Raw genomic sequence first — 25,219 nt, forward strand, 5'->3', positions numbered from 1 at the left:
ACAATAAATGATTAATAAGAAGATGATGAAGCAGGTGCTATATCAGCTAACTTTTTTACCGAACGAACTTTTACTTTACCCTTCGGTCGTAAAAACAATACGCCTGTAACTACTACTGAATCGCCAGCATTTAAGCCACTTAATACTTCTACTGCATTGGCTTGACGAATACCTGTTTGTACATTGGTAAAATTGGCGATACCATTTTTAACAACAATAACTTGGTTACTTCTATCATCGGGTAAAATACAATTGGTAGGTACTAAGAACGATGTTTTGCCTTTACCAACATTGATGTTTACTTTAACAAATGCTCCAGGGTTTACTTTTCCATCGGCCAATACTGCCCTTACTTTTAAATTACGAGTGGTAACATCAGCCCCAGGTTCAGTAGCAATTACTTGTGCTCGGGTTGTTTTTTCATTGTTGCCATTTATGATTACATCAACAAAATCACCTTTTTTAACCACATCGCTGTAAACTTGTGGTAAAGTGAAATCTATTTTAACTTTCGATACTTGCTGTAAAGTAGCTAAAATAGAAGCTGGTGTTACATAAGCACCTGGGCTCACCTGACGCAACCCAATAACGCCACTAAATGGCGCTTTAATAACTGTTTTATCAATTAAAGCTTGGGTATACACCATATCAGCCTTTAAACTATTCACTTGGTTTACGGCTACATCATAGTCGCTTTGGTTAAGCCCGTTGGCATCTAATAATTGTTTATAACGTTTAACAGTTGTTTCAGCTAAATCAAGCTGTACTTTGGCTTTTGCTAACTGTGCTCTTAAATCAGCATCATTAATTTTAGCTAAAATGGTGCCTTGTGCCACAGCGCTTCCTTCGGCAATATTGAGGTAGGTTAACCTACCACTTACTTCGGGGTGTATTTCTAAAAACTCATTGGCCACTACGGTACCGTTTGCCTCCACCACATCTTCGATAGCTTCTTTTTGAGCCAACATAACATCCACAATTACAGGTGGGTTTACTTTTGGTTTATTATTATCAGCCGATTTGCTTTTACAGGCTGCAAAACCAGTTACTATTACGACTAATACAAGTAAATATTTATACATAAGCTGATATACCGCATTAATGAACAATTAATTTGAAATAAAACAAAGATAAAAGGATTATTGTTGCAACATTTATTTAGTGAAAATTGTTGCACTTAGCCGTTTAGACGCTAAACACACTTTAAAACATTCGTTGCTTTTAAATAATACCGCAACAGTAAAATAATAACACCTTACCTTAGCATTTCAAAAAAATGCACATCAACAATGAAGCCAACTGTAGCCATAATTATGGGAAGCAACAGTGACTTACCTGTAATGCAGCAAGCTGCTGATATTCTTACAAAATTTGGGGTAAACTATCACCTAACTGTGGTATCTGCTCACCGTACGCCAGATCGTATGCGTACGTTTGCCTTAAATGCAAAAAATGAAGGTTTTAAGGTAATTATTGCAGGTGCAGGTGGTGCAGCTCACTTGCCAGGTATGGTAGCCGCTTACACTACTCTGCCTGTTATTGGCGTACCCGTAAAGTCATCCAACTCAATTGATGGGTGGGATTCAATTTTATCGATTTTGCAAATGCCGAACGGTGTACCTGTTGCTACGGTTGCATTGAACGCCGCCAAAAATGCAGGTATTTTAGCGGCTCAAATTTTAGCAACGTATGATGAAACTTTAGCCACCACCTTAGCATCCTACAAAGCCGAAATGGAAAATGATGTTTTAAAAATGGCCGAAGGTATGGGCTAATAAAATGGTTGAACGGTAAATTTCATCTATCAAAAATTAGCCTTTACAAACGTCATTTACCGTACATTTGCCGAAAATAAATTTAACTCAAATTATATGAGCGTAGTTGATTTAGTAATGCCAAAATTGGGCGAAAGCATCATGGAAGCCACTATTTTAAAATGGCATAAAAAAGTTGGTGATAAAGTAGCGCAAGATGAAACTATTTTAGATATAGCCACCGATAAGGTAGATAGTGAAGTACCCTCAACTGCTGAAGGCGTAATTGAGGAAATTCTTTTTAAAGAAAATGATGTGGTTGCCATTGGTACCGTTATTGTAAAAATAAGAACTGGCGCTGCTGCTGCCACAGCAACACCTGCTGCACCAGCTGTACAAGCTACTACTGCACCAGTATATGAAGATGCTAAAGTAGTGGAAGAAATTCCATATGTTCCTAATAATGTTGTGCCGCAAACCAATGGTGCTAAATTTTATTCGCCACTCGTTTTAAATATTGCTCAAAGTGAAGGTATTAGCATGACAGAGTTAGAGCAAATACCGGGTACAGGACAAGATGGTAGGGTGAGCAAAAAAGATATTTTACAATACGTAGCCAATAAGAAAAACGGCATTACGCCAAGCACACCAGTGGCGGCTCCTGTAGCTAGCCAACAAGCAGTAGTAATGGCGCCAGCTGTTGAAACACCAGCTGCAGTGGCTACTACAACGCCAACCGTTTATAGTGGTAATGTGGAAGTAATTGAAATGGATCGTATGCGTAAACTCATTGCGAAGCATATGGTAGATAGTAAACATACAAGTCCGCATGTTACCAGCTTTGCAGAGTGTGATGTTACGAATTTGGTTTTATGGAGAGAAAAAGTGAAGAAAGAATTTGAAAAACGTGAAGGCGAAAAAATAACTTTTACCCCATTGTTTATTGAAGCTATTGTAAAGAGCATCAAAAAATATCCTTGGTTAAGTAGTTCGGTTGATGGTGATAAAATCATCATTAAAAAAGATTTAAATATTGGTATGGCAACGGCTTTACCATCGGGCAACTTAATTGTACCTGTTATTAAAAATGCTGATCAGCTTAATCTTACTGGTTTAACAAAGCAAGTAAATAGTTTGGCCAATGCGGCTCGTAATGGTAAATTAAAACCAGATGATACTACAGGTGGTACTTTCACTTTAACCAATGTAGGTACATTTGGAAGTATTATGGGTACGCCAATTATAAACCAACCTCAAGTTGCTATTATGGCAGTGGGTGCTATAAAAAAACGCCCTATGGTTATTGAAACACCTCAAGGTGATAGTATTGCCATTCGCCACATGATGTACATTTCATTAAGTTACGATCATCGTATTATTGATGGTGGTTTAGGTTCTACCTTCTTAAATGCGGTTAGCAAAGAGTTAGAAAATTTTGATATAAATAGACCTATCTAAAATATAATAACATAAAAAAAGCTGTCGAGTTCGACAGCTTTTTTTATGCCACAGTTTTATTGTAACTACAGTAAACCTTGTGGTGCTGCAAATAAATTGAAGGGATCATAATTTTGCTTTACTGCTCTGAGGCGACTCACATTTTTTCCGTAGTATAATTCAGGTGCGTTTTTAAAATTGATATCAGGGTAATTACGGTATTGCGCTTTAATATTATTTTGAGCAAATAATTGTTGAATATTTTCAAAATTACCTAGATACTTTTCATTTAGTTTCGGATTTTCCCAATAAGCCTGCAATTCTGAAAAATAAATACAATCCCTATGTGCAAAAGCACTACTAGCCTCAAATGCAGGTAATTGAATGTTACCGCCTAATGTATTTACTTGATAAATAAACCCCGGTACGCTTTTTACTTTTTTAAAAACATCTTCTAAAATATTGCCTACTTGTTCGTAGCTTTTGTATAAGCCAGCAGATGCATTTTTATAGGTTAGTGGGTTGGCGGCTGCATAATAAGCTTTCAACGCTGTACCAAATGGCAATGCTTTACCTATACTTACCTTAGTACTTGATGCAGTAAAGGTTTTAATAAAATTGTTTACAGTAGCATCAGCTGGCTGTGTATTGGTTAATAAAATATAGGTTGTTTTGCCATTGAAAATAAAAGCAGAAAAACAACTATTCGGTAATGTTTTAGATAGTGTAAACCATTGCTTACAAATATCCATTGCTTTTTCAATACTAACATTTTGATTCCGAAATTTTATACTTTGCATGGTTGCAGGTGCTTTTTGTAAAGCAAATTTCATGGATGTTATCACCCCAAAATTGCCATTACCACCGCCTTTACATGCCCATTGTAAGTCTGGCGCTTTATCGGTTTGCATTACACTACCACTAGGCAATACAATAGTTGCGTTTACCAAGCTATCGCAGGTTAAACCAAATTGCCTACTCATTAAACCATACCCACCACCTAATGCTAAACCACTAATAGCAACACTTTGGCAGCTTCCGCCAGGCAAATATTTTCCTTTAGGTATAATGGTTTCGTAAATATTTTTTAATGTACAAGCAGGGTCCACTTTTAAAACGTTTCCATTAACCCATTCAATGGTATTTAAAAGTGAAACGTTTATCACCATACCATCTTGCAAACAACTAAAACCTTCCATACAATGGCCGCCACTCTTAACAGTAACTTTTAATTGATTAGTTGTAGCGTATTGCATAGCTTCAACAACACCTAGTTCGTTGCTACACAAAGCAATTACTTTGGGATAATGATTGATTCTTTTATTAAAACCTTTGCGTAAGGTTTCATAAGCTGCATCAGCCTTTATATAAAACACTACATTGTTGTTACTAGCGGCTTCAATATTATAAGGAACATCCGCAGCAAAACTGGCCACTTGCTTCATTAATACCGCTAAAGAGGCCAAACCCACTTGCTTTATAAACTGTTTTCGAGAAGTACTTTTCATTGTAGTAATAATGATTTTCCGTTTGATATATTAAAAGTACTAGTAAATTAAATTATTGTTGCAACCTATTAATGAATTTATAACGGATATCATTTTTTACCTTTGCCGTTACTAATTTTTTATTTGCAATGCTTTTTACCGATTTAAACCTTAACAATGCTTTACGCAATGCCCTTCAAGATATGGGTTTTAAGCAACCAACCCCAATACAACATAGGGCTTTTGCTACTGCCATGTCAGGGGTTGATGTGTGTGGTATTGCACAAACTGGTACTGGTAAAACCGTTGCATATTTACTTCCCATTTTAAGACAATGGCAATTCACAAAAGACAATCATCCTCAAATTTTAATTATTGTACCTACAAGAGAATTGGTAACGCAGGTGGTAGCAACTATTGAGCAACTTACAGCCTACATGACTGTAGTTACGGTAGGTGTTTACGGTGGTGTTAATATTAATACCCAAAAATTAGCCGTAGAAAAAAAGGTTGATATTTTAGTGGCCACACCGGGGCGTTTATTTGATTTAACCATGAATGGTTCTTTAAAATTAAAAAATATTAAAAAATTAGTGATAGATGAGGTTGATGAGTTGTTGAATTTAGGGTTTAGAAAGCAATTGCAAAATATATTAGAACTATTACCAACGAAGCGACAAACACTTTTATTTTCAGCAACTATTACTGATGATGTAGCAACCCTCATCAACGAATATTTTAAGGCACCTGTGAAAATAGAGGCAGCACCAACCGGCACACCTCTTGAAAATATTGAACAAATAATATATGAAGTGCCCAATTTTTACAGCAAAGTGAATCTACTCAAATTGTTGTTACAGCAAGATGTTACCATGAATAAAGTATTGGTTTTTGCAGGAAGCAGGGCAATGGCCGATCAATTATCAGATGAATTGTTACCCAATTTTGAAGGACAGTACGGAGTGATACATGCCAATAAAGAACAAAATCATCGTTTTAATACTGTACAACAATTTAAAGAAGGTGTTTATAAATTTATAATTGCTACTGATATTGTAGCAAGAGGTATTGATATTGCCGAAGTAAGCCATGTAATTAATTTTGATATGCCGAATGAGCCAGAAAATTACATGCACCGTATTGGGCGTACAGGTCGTGCAGATAAAAATGGCATCGCCATCACTTTTATTACACCTAAAGAGATCACATACAAAGAAAACGTAGAAGCATTGATGAACAAAACCATTGCTGTTGAGCCCCTACCTGAAAACTTGGTTTTATCAACTGAACTTACAGAAGATGAAAAGCCTAAAGTGTTTGTAAAAGAAATACAAATTAAAATCCCAAAAAGAGACGATGTTGGCCCAGCATTTCACCCAAAATCAGCTAAAAATAGCAAAGTAAATGTTGTTATTAGCAGAAAAGATAGGATGATGAAAAAATATGGCAAACCAAAAACCCGTGGTCAAAAACGCAAATAATTAGTACGATTTTAATACAGCTTTTAAAATAGAATCCTTTTGGGCTTGAGTATACTTATAGTTGTATTGGTACAAACTACCTTCCCAATCACCATAATTAGCATTTGGAAAAACAATATATTTTTTACCTAATTGAGCACTCAATGCATCAACATTTGCCGCTCTTTCGGCTTCTGTTTTTTTATCGAATAATACACTTAAATCTGCCAAGTTATCGCCCATATATAAAATAACATCATAGCGTTCTAATACTTGGTTACGCCTAGCTTCTTTACTCGATGTATTTATTTTGGTGTATAAGTGCATTTCATCAGCATTTGGCAATCCAAATTTTTGTAGATTTTTTAAAGTGGCAGTACGCTCCTTATCTTCTCTATTGGTTATATAAAATACTTGTACATTTTTTGATGCAACATATTTTAAAAATGCCGCTGCTCCGGGCATGGTATCGGCAGCTGATTTTGAAGTCCATTCAATCCACGAATCTAAAGTATACTCACTACCACCAAAAGCAGCATGCACTGCATACGGACTGTTATCTAAAATAGTTTCATCAATATCGGTAATAATGGCTTTGGGTTTATCATTGTTACTTACATAACTATCAATACGCCACTTAGCCATGTTATAACTTTGTAAACACAATGCCCTATATTCGGCAGCTCGTTGTTGAAATAATGATGAAAATAATTTCCCATTTAAACTAATATTTTGGGGCAAAGCACTATTACTGTTGTTAGCTAAATGTTGAGGTGTTTTACAAGCCAATAAACCCAGCAACGATATAAAGATGATAAAACGCATATTCAAAAATTTGAACCACAAAAATATTGATTTGGTTGCAACTATACTGCATTTAAAAATTAACGGAACCTTGCATTAGTAATCTGTATTTTTGAAATGATTTCAACAATGCAATTAAACAAACTGAAGTTACATGCGTATGAAGTTTATTGTAAATATATTTATGATTTTTTTGTTAATACAATCATGCAAAACAACACAATCAAATAGTAGCAAATCAAACAATCAAGTAATTGAAACCAACAATTACAACAAAAAAAATGAAGTAACTGCACAATCAAATGGTGTTGATTTTTTAGCAACTGGTAATACACCTACGGAATGGACTTTGGCCATTGATATAGATGATACCGTTCGTTTTAAAGCAGATGATGGACTGAATATAAAATTTGCATACAACCAATTAACCAAAAAAAATGTTGCCACAGCAAGCAACTATACTTTTTCAAGTAAGCAAGGTAATTTTGGTTTTACTATTTATGATAGTATTTGTACAATAGCTACAGAAAAACAAGCCTATAAAAAACTGGTTACTTTTAACTTTAATAGCATTACGTACTCAGGTTGTGGCAAGTATTTGGCAAATGATTTATTGCAAAACAAGTGGACATTACTTATGATCAACAACATTGCTATTAATGCAAATGATTATAATAAAATACCCGAATTAACTTTCGACTTTAAGAATGGCAAAGTAAGTGGAAACAATGGTTGTAATAATATAAGTACCAATATGGAGGTACAAGGTAATAGAATATTATTTGGAAACTTTACAACATCTAAAAATATTTGTAGTAAAAAAAGTATTGCAACTATTGTAAATGATAAACTGAATAACCGATTGGTGAGTTATTTTTTTAAAGATGGAAAATTATACCTTTACTTAATAGATGATAGTGTACTCATCTTTAATAAATCATAAAACTCAATTTTTAACCTACACAAACCAACTAACATGTTTGAACAATTAATGAACTTAGTAAAAGAAAACGCTGGCGAAGCCATTATTAACAACCCAGCTATTCCGAACGAAAAAAATGATGAAGCTGTACAAACTACTGCCTCAAGTATTATGGATAGTTTGAAAGGCATGCTTTCAAGCGGAAAAGCGAATGATGTATTGAGTATGTTTAGTCAGCAACCGGAAGGTAACGCCGTTGCAAACAGCCCTGTTGCAGCAGCAGCTTCTAGCAATTTAATCAGTACGTTAATGAGTAAATTTGGTATTGATAGCAACCAAGCAAGTGGTATTGCTAGCAAATTAATTCCCAATGTAATGAATCAATTTGTAAACAAAACCAATGACCCTAATGATAATAGTTTCGACATCCAAGGCATATTTAATAGCTTGAGTGGCAATAAAACTAGTGGATTAGATATCAGTAGCATGGTTTCAAAATTTGGCGGCAATGCCCTCGACAAAAACCATGATGGCAAGGTTGATTTTAGTGATTTAACAGCCGCATTTAGCGGGGGGAAAGCTGAAGGCGGTGAAGGTGGCGGCGGTTTAATGGATAAAATTTCTGGTTTATTCGGCAAGTAATTGCATCATATTTTATAAAAAAACGCCATCGAAATTGATGGCGTTTTTTTATGCTACTTAGTTTACTTTCAGCCCCCAATCAATACCTTTTTTGGTAGCTGGTACACCATTTTTAATCCAATCAGCAGCTGGTGCATCTTTTAAGTAATAGTCAAAAAATTGCGATAACCTCACAGATAAATCTTTTCTATTTTTTCTTTCTACCAAATTATGATCTTCACCATTGTATTGTAACATCCATACTTTTTTGCCCATACGCCTCATAGCCGTAAACATTTCAATACCTTGGTACCAAGGCACTGCACCATCAGCATCATTATGCATAATTAGTAAGGGTGTTTGAATTTTATCAACCGCAAATAAAGGTGAATTTTTGATGTACAAATCTGGGCGTTGCCATAAAGTTGCACCGATTCTACTTTGTGTTTTTTCGTACTGAAACTGGCGGTTCACCCCTGTTGACCAACGAATACCACCATAAGCACTCGTCATATTACTTACAGGAGCACCTGCTCCGGCAGCTCTAAAAATATTTGTTTTAGTAACTAAGTAAGCAACTTGATAACCGCCCCAACTCTGGCCTTGTATGGCCATTCTTGTACTATCAACCCACGGCATTTTTGATAACATTTTAGCAGCGCTTACAATACTGTTGTATGCACTTTGGCCAGGTTCACCATCTTTGTAATAAATATTAGGATCAAAAACCAAGTAACCATTACTCACAAAATAAGGAATGTTGATAGTAGATGCACTTGGCGCTGGGGCTCTATAATTGTACAATCCATCAGCATTACGTTCGTAAAAATAAAATATTACTGGGTACTTTTTGGTTGAGTCAAAATTTTCTGGTTTAAATAAAAGTCCTTCACTCATTTTACCATCAAACATTTTCCAACGCATTAAACTTGCTGTTAACCAGTTGTATGGCGCTTGCTGCTTAGCAACATCAGTAATTTGAAGCGCATTGTTGAAAGTATTGTTAGCAGTATATAATTCTGACGCTGCTATTGTTGCCCTGGTAAAAATATATTGTTCGGCATTTTTTGCTTTTACAATATTACTCAAACTTACATTACCAGTGTATAATGCAGTAGGGTTAATGGTTTCATCAGCCTTAATATTGTAAATACCTAATTGTTTATTTACTTTATTAAAACCAGTAAATAACATTGTTTCATTTGTACCAATAAAACGCTTTTCATTATCAGTTCTTACATAGTTGAAAGCAATATTGTTTTTTCTACCAAAACCGTTGGTTAGCAAAACCGGTAATGCCTTTGCTGATGGATCAACTTTCCATATATCATATTCATCATTTATTAGCATGCTAGCATCATCAGCCGTAAAACCTGTTACACCAATTTCATTAGGATAATCAGGCACATCATTTTGGGTATCATACAATGGCACTTTTATTTTATCAGTAACATTCCTTGTAATACCCGTTGCAACTTCGTATGCAAAATATTGGCGTTTTGCTGAATGATACCAATATAAATATTTACCCATAGGTGATGCTGAAACCCTATCTATATTATTTCGTAATACATTTTTTATTGCACCGCTATTAACATCAACGGTATATACATTGTACAAAGAACGACCTTCCCATTGCGAAGCAACTCTATTACCTTTAGTACTTTGAGCAAGTACAAAAGATGCATTCCCTTCATTTACAAGACTAATGTTTTCTAAAGAATCAGCACCGAGTTGTATCATTTTATTTTGTGGCAATAATACAACAGCTGTGTAACTTCTACGTAACTCTTGTGATAATTGACGCAACTGTTGTGGTTGTAAATAATCATCTTTATAATTCCATACATCTAATCTTGCCAATTCAAAATCAACCAAGTTGGTATCTTTAGGCGCTACAATGGGTGCATTTCCAAAAAATAATTTACTGCCATCTTTACTAAATCGTATATCAGCATTTTCACTAACGGTAAAATTCGTTAGCATACCATTGGTATTTTTATCAACCAAAATGGTAGCCGTATCAGCCATATTTTTATGATACCAAAGTTTATAAAATTTTTGTAGTGCCTTGCTGCTACTATCTCTTTCAGCAACAAATGCTAGTTGATTACCTTCTTCATTAAACGAAAAGTTTTTAGCATCATTAAAACCTTTCATAACAGTATCCGTTATTTGCTTTTGTAAATCATACAACAACACCAACGCTTTACTATTGCTATCTTTCGCATTTTTAGTAGTTTCAATCAACAACTTATTGCCATACTTATCAAACAAATAATCGCTCACTTGTTTAAATTTGGTAGTTTTTCCATTTACCAAATTCACTAAACTTAACTCTGTTCCTTCATTTTGTTTTTCGCTACTTGCGTCATCACCATCAGCATCTAAAAAACCAGCATCCACCATTAAATCATTTGCTTTTTTATAAATTTCTTTGATGGCTTTTTCAGTAGCCGACATCATTTCAGCTTTTTGAATATTCCCTTTTATTGAGTCAAGCGATTTGCGTAACATAGAGTCAGCAACTTTTACCAATCCATCAATTTTAATTTTAATTGAATCAAGGGCAATTTTTTTCTTAGTAGTGTCTGGCAAAGGTTTTTCTGCTAAGTAAGCAACCCAATTGGTACCTTTTTCTGCGGCCTTAAATGATTTTACTAAAGGTATTTTAGTGATGCTATCAGTACCTAACATTACAATAGCAAATGAGTCTTTGGGCATTTCATCGGGACGTTTCTTTTTAATTTTGGCTTGACGAACATCCTGAAACTTTGCTTTTATTTTAAAAAATACAAATTTATTATCGTTAGAAATGATGGCGCCATAACCCCTATCGTAGCTATTTTTTTTATTTTGAGTAATATCATAAATCCATAAAGTACCATCACCTTCCTGCGGATTTTCTGCATACACTACAAACTTTCCATCATTGCTGATACTCCGCTCCCCTACTGATTTCCAGCTATCATACACTTCATGTGTTAATGGTTTTTTAGATTGTGCAAAAGTGTTCATTTGCAACAAAACCAATACAGCAAATAAAAATTTTGTCATACTTAAAAAAATTTAAAGCATTAAAGTTATTGTAATGTTGATGAAAAATCTATAAAAAATGATGAGTGATGATGGAGCAGTTATGCTTCATCTAAAAAGCCCCATGTCGTTTTTAGTGAAGCTAATGCTTGAGGCGGTAGTTGCACTGAATCATAATGGCCAGCATTATTTTTTTGACGATAAGCCTCATACAAACTAACAGCACATGCTACAGAAATATTTAATGATTTGATGATGCCAACTTGCGGTATAATAAAATTACCATCTGCCAACGAAATTATTTCATCGCTTACACCGCTGTGTTCATTACCAAAAACCAATGCAACTGATTCAGTTAAATTTAAATCATACAACCCCACAGCATCTGTACTTAAATGGGTAGTATAAATTTTATTATACTTTAACCGCAATGCTTTAAAACAAGCAGCGGCGTCATTAAACTGGTGTACTGTAAGCCATTTAGCAGCACTTGATGAACTTTTTGCACCCCACTTTTCATGCAGACCAATTTTGGTATTGAGTACATAAATATCTTGTACACCTACTGCATCACAAGTACGCATTACTGCTGAAATATTATGAGGGTCGCTTACATTTTCAAGCACAATGGTGAGTTGAGGCTGCCTTTTTGCTAATACACTATTCAATCTTTCTGATCTTTCTGGCGTCATAAAATTTAAAGGATGTTTATGATACTGAATTAATTGTTATTTAAAATAAATTCAATTATTGTGGCTGATAATTTTTAAGATACTTATAAATAGCTTCCCATTCTGTTGATGCAAGCGCCACCCAATTATTTTTTAACTCCTCAACAGTGTCTGTTAATTCGCCTACACCTCTTGTATTTTCTGGATTTAAGAAAAAAGCCTTACACCCTAAATTTTTAGCAAATTGTACATCTGTTAACCTATCACCAATTACAAAACTATTTTTAAGATCAACATTGAGGTTATTAATATAGTGAGCCATACGACCTATACGTGGTTTACGTAATTCAGAAAGTTCTTCTGGTAGTGAGTCGTCAATAATTATTTCTTCAAAGTGAATGCCTTCTGTTTTAAAAACAGCTAACATAAAATTTTGGGTAGGATAAAAATCTGATTCAGGAAACATCGGCAATCCCAAACCGTTTTGATTACTCACCATTACTATTTTATAAGGCAATTCTCGTACAATACGCCCCAACCATGTAATTACAAACGGATAAAAATGTAGTTTATCAAAAGTATCTACTTGTCCACCCGGTGGCGGACTTTGAATTAAAGTTCCATCCCTATCAATAAATAAATATCGTTGCATCTTTATATTTTATTTTAAATACAATTTTACCAATTACCTATTTCAATACCTAAGCCTGGCTTTTGGTTGTATATTATTTTTCCAAAATCAAATTCAATACCACTACCTATTTGGGTAGTTTGTAATAAGGTTCCGTCCATGTCAACAAAATCTAACATAGGCGCTAAATGAGCAATAGCGGCCGTACCAACCGTAGTTTCGTTCATGCAACCTACCATTACTTTTAAACCTAAATTTTTAGCTGCTGCAATCATGCGCCGTGCAGGTGTAATGCCACTACATTTGGTTAGTTTGATGTTGATACCATTAAAGAAACCAACACATTTTACAACATCATGTTCAGATACGCATGATTCATCTGCCAATAAAGGCAAGTAGTTTAAATCATATAATTTTTTCATGCCCTCCCAATCATCTTTATGTAAAGGCTGTTCCACTAATTCAACACCAAGTTGTTGCAGTTGCGGTATTTTTATAAGTGCTTCTTCCAACGTCCAACCTGCATTTGCATCAACACGAATAGCAGCGTTGGTATGCTTTCTGCACTTTTCTACCAATGCAACATCTCCCTCAAAACCAACTTTTATTTTATAAATAGGCCAAGGTTTATCAAGCATTTTAGCCACCATATTTTCAGCGGTATCAATACCAATAGTAAAATCAGTGAGTGGCGATGTAGCAGTATCAAGTTGCCAAAGTTGGTACAGCGGTTTGCGTTTTATTTTACCATAAATATCCCAAGCGGCCATATCTAAAGCACCTACTAAAAACGGATTTTTTGGAAAAAGATGATGTAAGTAATGCCAATATCGTTCCGGATCTGACAATGAAAATTTTTCAATAAACATTTTCTTTGCTTCAATATCAGCAATCATATCATCAACAGTAATATTGTAATATGCAATGGCGGGTGCTTCGCCATACCCAACCTGACCAAAATAATCTAAACGAACAATTAAAGTTGATTGGTGTGTTTTAGTGCCTTTCGAAATAGTGAAAGGATGCTTAAAAGGCAATTCAACTTTTTTGTATGATACTTTTAACATGTAAACTCGGCAAATTAAAACACAAATATGCAGCTTTTAAAATAGATAGCAGCATTCACTACCTACCACTTTCTGTAATCAGTTGTTGTAAGTGATGGTTAAATGTAGTTGCAAGCATTAAATCTTCCAAATGTAAAGGCATTCGATAATTCCAAACATGCTGTGGATTTGCCGGGTCGTTAATACGTTCTTCTTCTGGCATAGCTTGGCGTAGTTTACCGTTCATTGCCAATACATCTTGCAACAAAAAAACACTCAACATGGCTTTACTATTGAGGTGTTTATAAAGTATACGCTCAGCCACCCAAGGCTCACAAAAGTATGGTGTTTGTTGTGGTGAATTAAAAAGATGCTCAAATAATTGTTGCGCTATAACCGGTTGTTGTTGCCACCACAAACGCATTGTAGGCATATCATGCGTTGCAGGCATTACTACAGTATTATAAGTAGCATTGTTGGTATTAGAAAATACTTCATTACTATTTTTGGGCATTTGTTGTACTTGTAACGAAAGTATTTTTAAAGCTTGTAAAGTAGCTTCTGTAAAAACTGGCACCATACCTAAATCTTCTGCACACAATAACATTTGCGTACTGTTGGTAAGCATTTGCAACTTAAAACTACCCTCTTGCTGCCATAAATTATTTTGTAACTCATAAAAATAATGATGATATAAATCATTTATTTTTTGTTGCGTATTTATAGCTAAATGTTGATAGCTGTTGGTTTGTTGTACATTTATTCTAAAATGATAACCATCGTCATTTTTCAATAAAATAACATCTGCAATAATATCGTACAAGGCTTGTTGCCATTTAATTTGATGCGGATGATTTTTAAAATAATTTTCTATTTGCCGCTGTGTTGTAAATGGTGGCTTTAATTTATATCCATCAAAAAATAATTGTGTTACTGTGGCAACATCAGCACCAAAATACTTTGCCATTAAAGCATCATTAAGGTATGGTTCACAAAAACGCTTTTCGTCGAAATCTACATTATCAAAATCGCTTTTTTGCAAAGCAATGGCTGGCACAAAATAACCCATGCGTCCATCCACTTGTGTAGTTGGTATGCTCCAAATTCTAAAAAAGCCCAATACATGATCAATTCTTATGGCATCAAAATAATATTCAAAATGTTGCATTCGTTTTTTAAACCAACTAAAATTATCGGCCGCCATATTTTCAATATCATAGGTTGGGAAACTCCAATTTTGTCCAATAGTTGAAAAAGCATCAGGCGGTGCACCTGCTTGCATTTTCATGTGAAAGTATTGCGGATACTGCCATGTATCGGCACTAAACCTACCAACACCAATAGGTAAATCTGCTTTTAAAATAATATTTTTTGAACGACTATATGCCACCACATTTGATAATTGTCGGTGCAATTGATATTGAATAAAATACACCAATAATATTTGTTCAAATAAAGGATGATTAGGGTTGGTTATATGATCAACCAAACCTTCGCTGTATGTGCTTTCAGCTGGCCATTGCGTATAATCAACTGTGTTATAATAATCTCTCAACACACAAAAAACAGCAAAAGGTTGTAGCCAATGTTGATGGTGTTTAAAATAAACATCCCAATCAACTTCATTTAAAAAAGCACCATTATTATGTTTAAATATTATTTGTACTACTTGCATTTTTAATTGTACCACTGCTGTATGTTCACAATGTGTGGTTGCTTGCAGTAATGCAATTTTTTCAAAATAATGTTGTGGTATATTGTATTGATATTGTTTTGCTACTAATGCAACATCCATGTACTTTGGGTGTAACGCAAAGGAAGATATGGCTGAGTATGGATAAGAATCAGCATCAGTATAGGTAGCATTTGTATCATTAATAGGTAATAATTGTATCAGTTTAAAACCTACAGCACTAGCATAATCAACCAACATTTTCAAATCAGAAAAATCACCGCTACCCCAACTATTATGCGTTCGTATGCTAAAAATAGGCACATTTATACCAGCAGCTTTCCAAGCGAAGGCTTCAAAATTTTGTTGCAAACAAATAACTTGTAATGGTTGTTGTTGGTGCGTTATTAGTTGCCTGTTTTCACCTGGCTCATAGGCAACAATACAATTTGTACGAGTATCAAAAATGGCTAATTTATATTCAATTGTTTCATCATCATTTAATTGAATTGCTAATTGGTAAACTTCATCAATAATCTGAAAAAAAAGTGGCTGTTTACAATCAAAATGGTGCATTTGTGCTGCACTACCTGTTAAACATAATCGATAAGGCGCTTGTAACAACGGGGCTTTAACAGAAAATAGATGAGTACATTTTTTTTCATCATTACTACTATTAATTTGATCATTGTATGAATGAATGAGCGATTGAAAAGGTAAACGATTAGTGATTTTAAATTGTTGGTTAGGTATAATATTATCAATGTTGATAAAAATATTGGAAAAATGTTGTTGCTCATTTATAAAAAAATGATGTGTTGTAATAACTGATAAATTACTATTAGAGTGCAACCATACATGTAAACATATTTGCTGTTGATGAAGATTGGTGGGCAAATTAATTTGTCCTACCCAACAATTAGCATCGCTATAATGCAAATCAACCCTTACTGGCAAGTAAAAATATTGTGGCAATTCTATAAAGAGCATTTCGCCAAATTCGGTTGCATATTGTACTTTAAATTGAAATATCATGTAAAGTTGATTTTGTACAAATTAATTAGAATTATTGTTACTTCAGTTTATAAATTTTTATTGTTTTGTGTGTTTATCTAAATTCTAGTTTTATATTTGCACAAATAATTTAAAAAATGGCAACAGCAAAAAAATCAAGAGGTATTTATTGGGTAACATTTTTTCTTTCAATTGCAGCATTTTTTGGCGTATACGCAATAGGTGGTGGTTACTGTTCATTGGTGTTACCATTTACGGTTACTTCATTTGCTATGGCAATGGATTTATTATAATTCTCCACAACTTTTATAAAAAAAGCCACTCAAATTTGAGTGGCTTTTTTATGAGTATCATATAACAAAAAAGGCATTCAATTGAATGCCTTTTTTGTTTATAACTGTCGTTACATATTATTTTACTTCTTCAAACTCAGCATCTTCAGCGTCTGCTGTATTTTCAGCGCCTGCGCTAGCACTTGCATTCGGTTGTGTTTGTGTAGCATCGGCTCCGGCTTGCGTATCCTTATACATATCTTCACTTGCAGTAGCCCAAGCAGCATTCATTTCTGCAGTTGTAGTATCTATTTGAGCAACATCTTGTGATTTATGTGCTGTTTTTAATTTTTCTAAAGCAGCTTCAATAGGTGCTTTTTTATCAGCTGGTATTTTTTCGCCAAACTCTTTTAATTGCTTTTCTGTTTGGAAAATTAAACTATCGGCTTGGTTGATTTTGTCAATTTTTTCTCTCTCGGCTTTATCACTAGCTTCGTTAGCTTTTGCCTCGTTTTTCATTTTCTCAATTTCTTCTTTGCTTAAACCGCTACCAGCTTCAATTTTAATTTTTTGTTCTTTACCAGTGCCTTTATCTTTTGCACTTACGTGTAAAATACCATTGGCATCAATATCAAACGTTACTTCAATTTGAGGTACACCTCTTGGTGCTGGCGGTATATCAGATAAATTGAATTTACCTAAGCTCTTATTTTGAGCTGCCATTGGGCGTTCACCTTGCAATACATGAATTTCAACACCAGGTTGGTTATCAGCTGCTGTACTAAACGTTTCTGATTTTTTTGTTGGAATGGTTGTATTGCTTTCGATTAACCTTGTCATTACACCACCCATGGTTTCAATACCAAGGCTTAACGGTGTAACATCTAACAACAATACATCTTTCACTTCACCTGTTAAAACCGCACCTTGTATAGCAGCGCCAATAGCCACAACTTCATCAGGGTTTACACCACGATTCGGTTTTTTGCCAAAGAATTTCTCTACTATTTCTTGTACTTTAGGTATACGTGAACTACCACCTACTAAAATTACTTCATCAATTTGAGATACCGGAATACCAGCATCTTTCAAAGCTACTTCACATGGTTTTAAACAACGATCAAACAAGCTATCAGCTAGTGCTTCAAATTTTGCTCTTGTTAATTTTTTTACCAAATGTTTAGGTACGCCATCAACAGCAGTAATATATGGTAAATTGATTTCTGTTTCTGTGCTAGATGATAATTCTACTTTAGCTTTTTCAGATGCTTCTTTTAAACGTTGTAAAGCCATAGGATCTTTACGTAAGTCAATCGCTTCATCAGCTTTAAATTCATCAGCCAACCAATCCATAATTACTTTATCGAAATCATCACCACCCAAATGTGTATCACCGTTGGTTGATTTTACTTCGAAAACGCCATCACCTAACTCCAATACTGAAATATCGAATGTACCACCACCAAGGTCAAATACAGCGATTTTTTGATCTTTTCCTTTTTTATCTAAACCGTAAGCCAAGGCTGCTGCTGTAGGTTCATTTACAATTCTGCGAACATTTAAACCAGCAATTTCACCAGCTTCTTTTGTAGCTTGACGTTGTGCATCGTTAAAGTATGCAGGTACTGTAATAACGGCTTCTGTAACTTCTTGTCCTAAATAATCTTCAGCTGTTTTCTTCATTTTCTGTAACACCATCGCACTAATTTCTTGTGGGGTGTACATTCTGCCATCTATATCAATACGTACGGTATTATTGTCACCTTTTACTACATTATAACTCCAGTGGCTACTTTCTTCCGTTACTTCATCAAACCTTCTACCCATAAAACGTTTAACACTACTGATGGTGTTTTGTGGGTTGGTAATAGCCTGGCGTTTTGCAGGATCACCTACTTTTCTTTCTCCATTTTTCAAAAATGCAACCACAGATGGTGTGGTACGGCGGCCTTCATCATTTGCAATTACTACAGGTTCGTTACCTTCCATTACTGAAACGCAACTGTTGGTAGTACCGAGGTCAATGCCTATTATTTTTGCCATAATTAAAATTGATTTTGTTTGTTTTGGTGTAAATGTCAATCATTGTGCCAATGGGTAATGTGTGCAAATTTGTCAGTTTTGCAAAAAAGTAAGCTAATTCAATGTAGGTTAGCTATTTTGAAGTGGCGTAAGAAGGTAAGTTTTTATAAATACCATATGCTTTAACAAGCATACCAATGCCAGCAACAACTAAACCCCAATAAACAATTATAAAACCTACGCCTAATGTAAGTGTTATTACATATGAAAAAATGTACATACCAATACCTGCAATTATGGTAAACAAACCCATTACTATTAATTTAATGATGTTTTGTTTGTCATTTTTTTCTGATTGAATATTCTCTACTATTTGTTGAGCATAATAAGATGTAATACCTTCTTCTGCTTGTAATTTTTCAATCACCCTTTTATTTACCATACCACTTTGTAGCATTGATTTAGCCAGTAAGTGCAACCTATCAATTTCTAGATTATCATCTTTCAAAAAATCTTTCATATCTATTTGGCTAGTTATACTTTTTTGAACGTAAAATACTTCTGCGTTACATAACTAATGGTAACTATAAAAAGTGTTGTACAAAATTGTGCAATAAAAGCCTCAATATGTAAAAACTCCACCAATATTTTCAATAAGAAATAATTAATACAGAGGTTGGCAAAAAATGATAAAAAATAGCGAAACAACTGAATACGACCTCTTAGACTAGAAGCTGTGAATACCACAAACTTGTTCAACAAAAAGCCTAGTAAAAAATTAAAACAAAACGATATAAACAATGCCGCATTGTGGGGTTTGAAAACCATTTTTGCAATGGTTACATTTTCATTGTGAAAATAAAAGTTAATTAAACAATAATACAACGCTAAGCCCAATACCATATTGGTAGACCCACAAGCTAAATACCTGAAAGTTTCAACTGGCATTAATTTTTTAAAAGGTGGGTAAAAAAAATCAATATAAGCAGTAATATATTTTTTCAAACGTTGTGTGTTATAATGAACTTTCAAAATTATTAAGTGAACAAAGCTACAATTTGAGGTGGTTCTACAAAATAAAAATGCCTGCTAATACTAGCAGGCACTCATTATATAAAGTTGATGTAATTAAAATACATATCTAATAGCTAAACCACCCCAATTGCCGCTAAAACCAGCACCATCGCCAAACTCAAATGATGGTTGCCAATCAAGCGATAAATTAATTGGTGCTGATTTAATTTTATAATCTAATCCAACAACGCCATCAACACCTACATATGATCTACCTCTATAAAAGCGATCATTATAAAAAGCTACGTGTGCACCTGGGCCAATGTACCAACGAAGTCCGCCAGCATCAGCAAAGTTGCCATGTATTTCATATAAACCAGTTATACGTGTACCACGGTTCCAAAAATAACCTAAGAACTCTACTGCATTTTTATTATCAACAAAATGCTTTAATGAAACTGCACCAGGGTAAAACTTAACACCTAAAGCAGTTTTATAACTTTGCGAACCAATATTACTTTGAGCTTTTACTGTTGTTACCCCACATAAAGCTACAAAGAGCAATAAAATCATTGTTTTTTTCATACATATCATTTTTAAATAAGACATGTAATGACATATGTAAAACCATGCCAAACTGATTTAGCTATATAATTCTGCTCGAACTTCTTTTACCCTTTCATCAGCTAAATATTCGTCGTACGTCATTAATTTATCAATCATACCCTTTGGCGTAATTTCAATAATTCTATTAGCTACGGTTTGCATAAACTGATGATCATGGGTGGTAAATAATACCACACCTGGGAAGTTTACCATACTATCGTTAAAAGCCACAATACTTTCCAAATCAAGGTGGTTCGTAGGCTCATCTAACATTAATACATTAGGGTTTTGCAACATCATTTTACTCACCATACAACGTACTTTTTCACCCCCACTTAGCACATTGGTTTTCTTCATAATTTCATCACCCGTAAATAGCATCTTCCCTAAAAAACCTCTTAAAAAATCTTCATCAACATCCTTGGTTTGTGGTGGTACGTACTGGCGCAACCAATCCATTAAATTGAGTTGATTACCATCAAAAAACTCTGTATTATCATTTGGTAAATAAGCAGTAGTAATGGTGGTACCCCATTCGTACTTGCCTGTGTCTGCTGGTTGTTTTCCGTTAATTACTTCAAAAAATAGCGTTAATGCCATTGGATCTTTACTTAAAAAAGCAATTTTATCCGTTTTTTGAACATCAAAATTTAACTTACTAAATAAGGTTTTACCATCAACCACTTTTGATAAGTTTTCTACTTTCAAAATATCGTTACCGGCTTCTCTTTCTTGTTTAAAAATAATACCAGGATACCTTCTTGTACTTGGTGTAATATCTTCAAACACTAATTTATCCAATGCTTTTTTACGACTGGTAGCTTGTTTACTTTTACTTGCATTTGCAGAGAAACGAGCAATAAATTCCAACAAATCTTTTTTCTTATCTTCTGCTTTTTTGTTTTTATCAGCCGCTTGTCGTGCAGCCAATTGAGAACTCTCGTACCAAAATGAGTAGTTACCTGTGTAAATTTTAATTTTATTTTTGTCAACATCAGCCATGTGGGTACACACAGCATCTAAAAAGTGACGATCGTGACTCACCACCAAAACTATATTTTGGTAATCGGCTAAAAAGTTTTCGAGCCAAGCAATAGTTTCAACATCAAGGTTGTTGGTAGGTTCATCGAGCAATAAAATATCGGGGTTACCAAATAAAGCCTGTGCTAACAATACTCTTACTTTTAGGTTAGCACTCATATCTTTCATCAACACTTGGTGCAACTCATCTTTAACACCCAATTCACTTAACAAAGTAGCTGCATCACTTTCTGCGGTATAACCTCCCATTTCGCCAAATTGTTCTTCTAACTCACCAGCTTTAATACCATCAGCCTCGTCAAAATCAGGCTTTGCATATAAAGCATCTTTTTCATGCATAATTGACCACATTTTTTTATGGCCCATTAGTACAGTGTTTAACACGGTAACTTCATCAAACGCAAATTGGTTTTGGGCTAAAATGGCCATACGCTCACCAGGCGTTATGCTTACGGTACCTTTATTGGGCTCAATTTCGCCGCTTATAATTTTTAAAAAGGTAGATTTACCGGCACCATTGGCACCAATAATACCGTAACAATTTCCTTTGGTGAAATTGATATTTACTTCGTCAAACAAAACCCTTTTGCCATAGGCAAGGGTTACATTATTTACACTAATCATAATCTTAAAATGGGCGCAAAAGTAATTAAAAAAAGGCAATTTTTTGATGTAAAAATTAAAGTATACAAAACTCATTTTGTAACAGAAATTGCGGTACGGTAACGTTATCATTTAAATAATATTCATAAAAAGTGTAATTTTTTAAACGTTGTAAAATTGCAACCGTTGTAAAAACGAAATTCAATAGGATTTGTTGGCTATTAGGGATTAAGATTCCTTTTTATTATTTTTGTCGATATGAGTATTGTTCAACAATTGCAACAAGCAGTTATTACGGCTTTAAATAATTTATATAATCTATCTTTTACCGATAAAGATTTCCAAATAAATTTAACCAAACCTGAATTTGAAGGTGATTATACTGTTGTTTTGTTTTCTTTATTAAAAAAAACAGGTAAAAGTCCTGAAATATTGGGTAATGAGCTGGGAAATGAACTTATTAAAAATAACAGCCATATATTTTCAGCTTTCAACATTATTAAAGGCTTTTTAAATTTCACTGTTACAGATGCTTATTGGATTAACATTTTAAATAATGCCTATCAACAACCTAATTACGGTAAACAAAAAAGTAATGGTAAAAAAGTAATGGTGGAGTATTCATCGCCTAACACCAACAAACCATTGCACCTAGGGCATTTAAGAAATAATTTTTTAGGCTGGTCTGTGGCTGAAATTTTAAAAGCCAATGGCTACGAAGTTTTTAAAAGTTGTATTGTAAACGATAGAGGCGTACACATTTGTAAAAGTATGATTGCTTGGCAACTTTTTGCCAACGGTGCCACTCCACAATCAACCCATACAAAAGGTGATCATTTTGTTGGTGAATACTATGTAAAATTTAATGATGCTTATAAAGCTGAAGTGGCTGATTTGGTAGCCAAAGGTATGGATGCTAAACAAGCTGAAAAAGAAGCCCCCATTATGTTGGCAACCCAACAAATGTTGTTAGATTGGGAAGCTGGTGAACCAACTGTGATGGAGCTTTGGAAAACCATGAACGGTTGGGTATACGAAGGTTTTGATACCACCTACAAAAATATTGGAAGCGATTTTGATAAAACTTATTACGAAAGCAATACCTATTTGTTAGGTAAAGATATTGTACAGCAAGGCCTTGATAAAAACGTATTTTATAAAAAAGAAGATGGCAGCGTTTGGATTGATTTAACTGCTGATGGCCTCGATGAAAAATTAGTTTTACGTAAAGATGGTACCAGCGTTTACATTACACAAGATATTGGCCTGGCACAACAAAAATATGAAGAGTTTAAAATAGATGAAAGCATTTATGTAATTGGCGATGAGCAAAATTACCACATGAAGGTATTACAACTCATTGCACAAAAATTGGGTGTTGCTGCGGCTGATGCTATTCATCACTTATCATACGGCATGGTGGAATTACCATCTGGCAAAATGAAAAGTAGAGAAGGAACAGTGGTTGATGCTGATGATTTGGTTGAAGAAATGATTCAAACCGCTCAACAACACACTGAAAATTTAGGAAAGGTAAAAGACTTTACGGCTGATGAATTGGTGGAGCTGTACAAGACTATAGGCATGGGGGCCATGAAATTTTATTTACTAAGAGTTGACCCTAAAAAGAAAATGATTTTCAACCCAGAAGAATCTATTGACTTTCATGGTTTTACTGGCCCATTTGTACAATACACATATGCTCGTATAAAAAGTATTTTGCGTAAAGAAGGTAACAGCTTACAACAAAACACTGCAACACAATTATTAAAAAGTGAGAAAGATATTATTGTAATGGTTGAACAATATCCTTCTGTTATTATTGAAGCAGCAAAAGCATTGGATCCATCAAAAATTGCTGTATACATTTTTAATTTAGCCAAAACATTTAACTCGTTTTACAGCGAATTATCTATTACCAATGCCGAATCAGAAAATGCAAAACAACTGCGTTTACACATAGCATTTGTAACCGCTCAAATATTAAAAAGTGGCATGCAACTCATTGGAGCCAATGTGCCTGAAAGAATGTAAAAAATTGAACAATCAACCTATTTGAAAAATTGTTACACTAAAGATGTACAGTTATTCAAATAACGGAACCATAATAACAAAGCAATGAAAAAGAAGATTACAAAAATTGGTGTATTAACAAGCGGTGGTGATAGTCCGGGTATGAATGCTGCAATAAGAGCAGTAGTTCGTACAGGTATATACCATGGCATGGAAGTATATGGCATAAACAGGGGTTACAGTGGCATGGTTGATGGCGATATTCATAGACTTGAAGGTCGTAGTGTGGCCAACATTATACAAAGAGGTGGTACTTTTTTAAAAACATCACGTTGTGCTGAGTTTTTTACTAAAGAAGGTAGAAAAACCGCTTACGATAATTTAAAAAAACATGGTATTGAAGGTTTGGTAATTATTGGTGGCGATGGTAGTTTTAGAGGTGCCCAAATTTTTAGTAACGAATACGATATCCCCTGCATCGGATTACCAGGAACAATCGATAAAGATATTGCTGGTACTGATTTTACCATTGGTTTTGATACTGCAGTAAACACTGCCGTTGAAGCTATTGATAAAATTAGAGATACTGCTGATGCACATGATCGCCTTTTTATTATTGAAGTGATGGGTAGAGATGCTGGTTATATTGCATTACACAGTGGTATTTCAACAGGTGCTGAACATATTTTAATACCAGAAAAAAAGACGAGTGTTGAAGACCTTATTGCATCATTAAAAGAAAAAGAACGCCGTAAAAAATTGGTAAACATGATTGTGGTGGCTGAAGGAGAAGATTTTGGCGGTGCCGATGAATTGGCCAAACACATTAAAAAAGAAATGCCACACCAAGAGTTAAGAGTTTGTATTTTAGGCCATATTCAAAGAGGTGGCTCACCAAGTTGTTTTGATAGAGTTATTGCAAGTCGCATGGGTTACCATGCGGTAGAATGCTTAATGGAAGAGCGTTTTAATGTATTTATTGGTATTGTAAATAACAAAATGCACTACACACCTTTAGATGAAGCAGTAAAAAAGAAACAACGCATTAGCGAAGAGTGGTTAAAAATTGTAAAAATATTAGCAACCTAATTTC

The 25,219-nt window shown here is 34.4% G+C and carries 21 protein-coding genes; 8 read left to right on the plus strand and 13 right to left on the minus strand.

The annotated features are described in order from the left end of the window. Window positions 1–11: 11 nt before the first annotated feature. On the minus strand, window positions 12–1,082 hold the full coding sequence (locus ACFOWM_RS02740) for an efflux RND transporter periplasmic adaptor subunit (RefSeq protein ID WP_379706766.1): 1,071 nt from the start codon (window positions 1,080–1,082) through the stop codon (window positions 12–14). Between the two features lie 207 nt (window positions 1,083–1,289). Here ACFOWM_RS02740 and purE point away from each other — a divergent pair, with 207 nt between their 5' ends. Together purE and ACFOWM_RS02750 are read left to right on the plus strand one after the other, a co-directional pair. Beyond that, a complete protein-coding gene (purE, locus tag ACFOWM_RS02745; protein ID WP_379706769.1) occupies window positions 1,290–1,775 on the plus strand; it encodes a 5-(carboxyamino)imidazole ribonucleotide mutase in 486 nt (161 codons plus the stop codon). A 96-nt stretch (window positions 1,776–1,871) separates the two neighbouring features. After that, window positions 1,872–3,212 (plus strand): dihydrolipoamide acetyltransferase family protein, encoded by a 1,341-nt coding sequence (locus tag ACFOWM_RS02750; RefSeq protein ID WP_379706772.1) that lies wholly within the window; start codon window positions 1,872–1,874, stop codon window positions 3,210–3,212. 65 nt (window positions 3,213–3,277) lie between these two features. Here ACFOWM_RS02750 and ACFOWM_RS02755 read toward each other — a convergent pair whose 3' ends face one another. After that, entirely contained in the window at window positions 3,278–4,699 is a 1,422-nt protein-coding gene (locus ACFOWM_RS02755; RefSeq protein ID WP_379706775.1) for an FAD-binding oxidoreductase, read from the minus strand. A gap of 128 nt (window positions 4,700–4,827) precedes the next feature. Between ACFOWM_RS02755 and ACFOWM_RS02760 the strand changes: the two genes are divergently transcribed. Further along, window positions 4,828–6,159, plus strand: a complete 1,332-nt coding sequence (locus tag ACFOWM_RS02760; protein ID WP_379706778.1) for a DEAD/DEAH box helicase — start codon at window positions 4,828–4,830, stop codon at window positions 6,157–6,159. Here ACFOWM_RS02760 and ACFOWM_RS02765 read toward each other — a convergent pair whose 3' ends face one another. Beyond that, window positions 6,160–6,963 (minus strand): 5'-nucleotidase, lipoprotein e(P4) family, encoded by an 804-nt coding sequence (locus ACFOWM_RS02765; protein WP_379706781.1) that lies wholly within the window; start codon window positions 6,961–6,963, stop codon window positions 6,160–6,162. A gap of 133 nt (window positions 6,964–7,096) precedes the next feature. On the opposite strand from ACFOWM_RS02765, the gene ACFOWM_RS02770 reads away from it, so the two are divergent. Beyond that, the gene (locus tag ACFOWM_RS02770) at window positions 7,097–7,885 is read left to right on the plus strand and encodes an META domain-containing protein (RefSeq protein ID WP_379706784.1); all 789 of its coding nucleotides are present in this window, start codon (window positions 7,097–7,099) and stop codon (window positions 7,883–7,885) included. Window positions 7,886–7,918: 33 nt separating this feature from the next. Continuing rightward, a complete protein-coding gene (locus ACFOWM_RS02775; protein ID WP_379706787.1) occupies window positions 7,919–8,506 on the plus strand; it encodes a hypothetical protein in 588 nt (195 codons plus the stop codon). A 57-nt stretch (window positions 8,507–8,563) separates the two neighbouring features. Here ACFOWM_RS02775 and ACFOWM_RS02780 read toward each other — a convergent pair whose 3' ends face one another. The 5 genes from ACFOWM_RS02780 to ACFOWM_RS02800 all read right to left on the minus strand — a co-directional run bounded on the left by ACFOWM_RS02780 (window position 8,564) and on the right by ACFOWM_RS02800 (window position 16,576). After that, the gene (locus tag ACFOWM_RS02780; protein ID WP_379706789.1) at window positions 8,564–11,542 is read right to left on the minus strand and encodes an alpha/beta hydrolase family protein; all 2,979 of its coding nucleotides are present in this window, start codon (window positions 11,540–11,542) and stop codon (window positions 8,564–8,566) included. 80 nt (window positions 11,543–11,622) lie between these two features. After that, the gene (locus tag ACFOWM_RS02785) at window positions 11,623–12,213 is read right to left on the minus strand and encodes a TrmH family RNA methyltransferase (protein ID WP_379706792.1); all 591 of its coding nucleotides are present in this window, start codon (window positions 12,211–12,213) and stop codon (window positions 11,623–11,625) included. A gap of 55 nt (window positions 12,214–12,268) precedes the next feature. Continuing rightward, window positions 12,269–12,844 (minus strand): histidinol-phosphatase, encoded by a 576-nt coding sequence (gene hisB, locus ACFOWM_RS02790; protein WP_379706795.1) that lies wholly within the window; start codon window positions 12,842–12,844, stop codon window positions 12,269–12,271. Window positions 12,845–12,870: 26 nt separating this feature from the next. Then, on the minus strand, window positions 12,871–13,890 hold the full coding sequence (locus tag ACFOWM_RS02795; protein ID WP_379706798.1) for a mandelate racemase/muconate lactonizing enzyme family protein: 1,020 nt from the start codon (window positions 13,888–13,890) through the stop codon (window positions 12,871–12,873). Window positions 13,891–13,948: 58 nt separating this feature from the next. Then, window positions 13,949–16,576 carry a 4-alpha-glucanotransferase gene (locus ACFOWM_RS02800; protein ID WP_379706800.1) on the minus strand — a complete coding sequence of 876 codons (2,628 nt, stop codon included), beginning with the start codon at window positions 16,574–16,576 and terminating at the stop codon, window positions 13,949–13,951. Window positions 16,577–16,692: 116 nt separating this feature from the next. Here ACFOWM_RS02800 and ACFOWM_RS02805 point away from each other — a divergent pair, with 116 nt between their 5' ends. Then, complete coding sequence (locus ACFOWM_RS02805; protein WP_379706803.1) at window positions 16,693–16,848, plus strand: hypothetical protein; 156 nt, start codon at window positions 16,693–16,695, stop codon at window positions 16,846–16,848. Between the two features lie 117 nt (window positions 16,849–16,965). Here ACFOWM_RS02805 and dnaK read toward each other — a convergent pair whose 3' ends face one another. From dnaK to ACFOWM_RS02830, 5 genes are all read right to left on the minus strand, one after another. After that, complete coding sequence (gene dnaK / locus ACFOWM_RS02810; RefSeq protein WP_379706806.1) at window positions 16,966–18,870, minus strand: molecular chaperone DnaK; 1,905 nt, start codon at window positions 18,868–18,870, stop codon at window positions 16,966–16,968. Between the two features lie 112 nt (window positions 18,871–18,982). Further along, window positions 18,983–19,369, minus strand: a complete 387-nt coding sequence (locus ACFOWM_RS02815; RefSeq protein ID WP_379706808.1) for a hypothetical protein — start codon at window positions 19,367–19,369, stop codon at window positions 18,983–18,985. Between the two features lie 14 nt (window positions 19,370–19,383). Further along, the gene (locus ACFOWM_RS02820) at window positions 19,384–19,854 is read right to left on the minus strand and encodes a GtrA family protein (RefSeq protein ID WP_379706811.1); all 471 of its coding nucleotides are present in this window, start codon (window positions 19,852–19,854) and stop codon (window positions 19,384–19,386) included. A 123-nt stretch (window positions 19,855–19,977) separates the two neighbouring features. Further along, on the minus strand, window positions 19,978–20,448 hold the full coding sequence (locus tag ACFOWM_RS02825) for a hypothetical protein (RefSeq protein WP_379706814.1): 471 nt from the start codon (window positions 20,446–20,448) through the stop codon (window positions 19,978–19,980). A 57-nt stretch (window positions 20,449–20,505) separates the two neighbouring features. Further along, window positions 20,506–22,134, minus strand: coding sequence for an ABC-F family ATP-binding cassette domain-containing protein (locus tag ACFOWM_RS02830; RefSeq protein ID WP_379706816.1), 1,629 nt, complete (start codon window positions 22,132–22,134; stop codon window positions 20,506–20,508). Between the two features lie 237 nt (window positions 22,135–22,371). On the opposite strand from ACFOWM_RS02830, the gene argS reads away from it, so the two are divergent. Continuing rightward, a complete protein-coding gene (gene argS, locus ACFOWM_RS02835; protein ID WP_379706818.1) occupies window positions 22,372–24,147 on the plus strand; it encodes an arginine--tRNA ligase in 1,776 nt (591 codons plus the stop codon). Between the two features lie 84 nt (window positions 24,148–24,231). Beyond that, the gene (gene pfkA / locus ACFOWM_RS02840) at window positions 24,232–25,215 is read left to right on the plus strand and encodes a 6-phosphofructokinase (protein ID WP_379706820.1); all 984 of its coding nucleotides are present in this window, start codon (window positions 24,232–24,234) and stop codon (window positions 25,213–25,215) included. Window positions 25,216–25,219 lie beyond the last annotated feature (4 nt).

The sequence above is a fragment of the Ferruginibacter yonginensis genome (assembly GCF_042651465.1).
GTDB lineage: Bacteria > Bacteroidota > Bacteroidia > Chitinophagales > Chitinophagaceae > Ferruginibacter > Ferruginibacter yonginensis.

What these genes read in the sequence shown, in the direction of transcription:
- ACFOWM_RS02740 (WP_379706766.1), bottom strand. Translation starts at nt 1,082, where the DNA reads ATGTATAAATATTTACTTGTATTAGTCGTAATAGTAACTGGTTTTGCA.
- purE (WP_379706769.1), top strand. Translation starts at nt 1,290, where the DNA reads ATGAAGCCAACTGTAGCCATAATTATGGGAAGCAACAGTGACTTACCT.
- ACFOWM_RS02750 (WP_379706772.1), top strand. Translation starts at nt 1,872, where the DNA reads ATGAGCGTAGTTGATTTAGTAATGCCAAAATTGGGCGAAAGCATCATG.
- ACFOWM_RS02755 (WP_379706775.1), bottom strand. Translation starts at nt 4,699, where the DNA reads ATGAAAAGTACTTCTCGAAAACAGTTTATAAAGCAAGTGGGTTTGGCC.
- ACFOWM_RS02760 (WP_379706778.1), top strand. Translation starts at nt 4,828, where the DNA reads ATGCTTTTTACCGATTTAAACCTTAACAATGCTTTACGCAATGCCCTT.
- ACFOWM_RS02765 (WP_379706781.1), bottom strand. Translation starts at nt 6,963, where the DNA reads ATGCGTTTTATCATCTTTATATCGTTGCTGGGTTTATTGGCTTGTAAA.
- ACFOWM_RS02770 (WP_379706784.1), top strand. Translation starts at nt 7,097, where the DNA reads ATGCGTATGAAGTTTATTGTAAATATATTTATGATTTTTTTGTTAATA.
- ACFOWM_RS02775 (WP_379706787.1), top strand. Translation starts at nt 7,919, where the DNA reads ATGTTTGAACAATTAATGAACTTAGTAAAAGAAAACGCTGGCGAAGCC.
- ACFOWM_RS02780 (WP_379706789.1), bottom strand. Translation starts at nt 11,542, where the DNA reads ATGACAAAATTTTTATTTGCTGTATTGGTTTTGTTGCAAATGAACACT.
- ACFOWM_RS02785 (WP_379706792.1), bottom strand. Translation starts at nt 12,213, where the DNA reads ATGACGCCAGAAAGATCAGAAAGATTGAATAGTGTATTAGCAAAAAGG.
- hisB (WP_379706795.1), bottom strand. Translation starts at nt 12,844, where the DNA reads ATGCAACGATATTTATTTATTGATAGGGATGGAACTTTAATTCAAAGT.
- ACFOWM_RS02795 (WP_379706798.1), bottom strand. Translation starts at nt 13,890, where the DNA reads ATGTTAAAAGTATCATACAAAAAAGTTGAATTGCCTTTTAAGCATCCT.
- ACFOWM_RS02800 (WP_379706800.1), bottom strand. Translation starts at nt 16,576, where the DNA reads ATGATATTTCAATTTAAAGTACAATATGCAACCGAATTTGGCGAAATG.
- ACFOWM_RS02805 (WP_379706803.1), top strand. Translation starts at nt 16,693, where the DNA reads ATGGCAACAGCAAAAAAATCAAGAGGTATTTATTGGGTAACATTTTTT.
- dnaK (WP_379706806.1), bottom strand. Translation starts at nt 18,870, where the DNA reads ATGGCAAAAATAATAGGCATTGACCTCGGTACTACCAACAGTTGCGTT.
- ACFOWM_RS02815 (WP_379706808.1), bottom strand. Translation starts at nt 19,369, where the DNA reads ATGAAAGATTTTTTGAAAGATGATAATCTAGAAATTGATAGGTTGCAC.
- ACFOWM_RS02825 (WP_379706814.1), bottom strand. Translation starts at nt 20,448, where the DNA reads ATGAAAAAAACAATGATTTTATTGCTCTTTGTAGCTTTATGTGGGGTA.
- ACFOWM_RS02830 (WP_379706816.1), bottom strand. Translation starts at nt 22,134, where the DNA reads ATGATTAGTGTAAATAATGTAACCCTTGCCTATGGCAAAAGGGTTTTG.
- argS (WP_379706818.1), top strand. Translation starts at nt 22,372, where the DNA reads ATGAGTATTGTTCAACAATTGCAACAAGCAGTTATTACGGCTTTAAAT.
- pfkA (WP_379706820.1), top strand. Translation starts at nt 24,232, where the DNA reads ATGAAAAAGAAGATTACAAAAATTGGTGTATTAACAAGCGGTGGTGAT.